Annotated in this window: 1 protein-coding gene; it reads left to right on the top strand. The window is 67.8% G+C overall.

The genetic code is table 11. The features are described 5' to 3' along the window. Positions 1-1,220: 1,220 nt before the first annotated feature. The coding region (locus KBX08_RS33070; protein ID WP_210787680.1) for a replication-relaxation family protein at positions 1,221-1,919 on the top strand (699 nt) is incomplete at its 3' end.

The following is a 1,919-nucleotide window of genomic DNA, read 5'->3' as shown; positions in this document are numbered from 1 at the left end:
GCAGGACGTGATGACAGACCCCCAACCACCGGCGTCGCAGGATCGCCCTGGCACTGATCGGACGATCTCTGATCTGTCAGAACCTCAGCCGGCTGAGGCTGACGGCGTCGGCGAGCATGAGGCCTTATGTCCGTCATCACAAGGCGCTCCGAAGAATGCCCTGCTTTCGGTCGAGGGCGCCTATATCGGCCGGCTCTCCGGTAGGTGTGTTCGACCGGGACGGTCGGGTCGTGGGGACACTGGGAACCGTTATGGCAGGTAGCGGGCCGGCGAGGACGGTTTTGCACTATGCCTTTTCGAGGGCGTGCCGAGGCGGTCGATCGTCGGGGTTGACTTGCTTGACAGCGTCGGTCTGGTCGAGAGGTACTGGAGGAGCGTTCCCCTTGCGGCGAGCTTGTTCGCCGGACCGACTGGTCGAGGAATGGGCGCCCTTAGGGCCCTTCCTCGTCGTTGTGGCCTGGCGCGCTGGTCCGGTCGTTGGGGTGCCGACCGAGTGACAGGAGGACCGCCATGAAGGATGTTCTCCCGGCGGGCTGAGCCGACGCCGGTCCGGCCGCAGCACACCGTGCTGCGTGACCGGCGGGAGTGTCCCTGTCCGAAACGGTTGCTCCGCTTGGCGGAAGCAAATGTGAGCCCGCCGGTTCGCGTCGCCGTCACTGTCCGTCTTCGTGTCCACGATCGTGCCGGTCACGGTCGTGGTGATGACTGCTGCCCTGACCCGTCTCGGGCCCCTTCCGCGCACTGCACGGAATGTTCGTCAGCACCTCAATAGCGATTAACAGCGCGACTTCCCTCGCGCGCTCCACCTTGCCGGGCCAGCCGCGACCCGGCAGGCGACCATCGCCAGCCGACCTCGCTCCAGTGCGATCGCGATGCACCTGGCCGCGCACGTTTTGCCACAAGCGCCGTGGTCCACGGCGCCGATGAGAACTTACGACAAGGAGGACCGGACGTGTCTTTCCACTACTTTCCGCATCGCCTCGGGCTTCGCCCCGGCGGCGGTGACAGTTGCCGGCTTTGCCCCCGGTCGAGGGTCGGGATTGGCGTCAGCGTTGACGTCAGTCTTCAGCCGGACCCCCGAACCGACCCCCTGTTTCCTCTCACACCGCAGGTCAGCCCGGCTGTCAGCGCCGTCGGCTTGTCCTGCGACAGACCCTGCCTGGTCTCGGGTCTCTCCCCCTGGGGCCGGCATTCCCTACCCGGGAAGGAGGTGGTGGCCGGTGGATGATCCGGTCCTTCGGGTCCAGTCTCAGCTGACCGGCCGTGACCGTGTGCTGCTGGGCTGGTTGTACGACCACGGAGTGTTGACGTCGTTCCAAATCGCGAACGCCCTGTTCCCGTCCCTCGATTTCTGTCAGCGGCGGCTGCGGACCCTGTACCGGTTGCGGTTGGTGGCCCGGTTCCGGCCGCAGCGGGCCGACGGCGGCTCGTATCCGTACCACTACGTGATAGATCAGCTCGGCGCTGAGGTCGTCGCGGCCAGCCGGGACGAACGCCCACCGCGGCGCGACCACGCCCGGGTGGAGCGGCGGCGCTGGACCTCGACCCGCAGCCTCACCCACCGCCTCGGGGTGAACGGGTTCTTCACCGACCTGGCCGGGCACGCCCGCACTCGTCCGGGCACCGGCTTGGTGGAGTGGTTGCCGGAGGCGGTGTGCCAGCGCGCCGGGACGTTCACCGGCCGAAAGGATCCGGGGCTGGTGCGGGCGTATCAGCCCCGCGTCCGCCCGGACGGCTACGGCCGGTGGGTCGAGAACGGTGGCGAGGTGCCGTTCTTCGTCGAGTACGACACCGGTGCCGAGCAGTTGTCGATCCTGACCGGCAAGGTGGACGGCTATCAGGAGCTGTTCGGCACGCTCGGGCGGGCGTGGCCGGTGCTGTTTTGGCTGCACTCGGCCGCCCGGGAGCGCAACCTACGC

The sequence above is a fragment of the Micromonospora sp. H61 genome, from assembly GCF_018070325.1.
Lineage (GTDB): Bacteria > Actinomycetota > Actinomycetes > Mycobacteriales > Micromonosporaceae > Micromonospora > Micromonospora salmantinae.
Note: the sequence above shows the minus strand (reverse complement) of the source record. Positions and strands in the feature narration are given on the sequence as shown.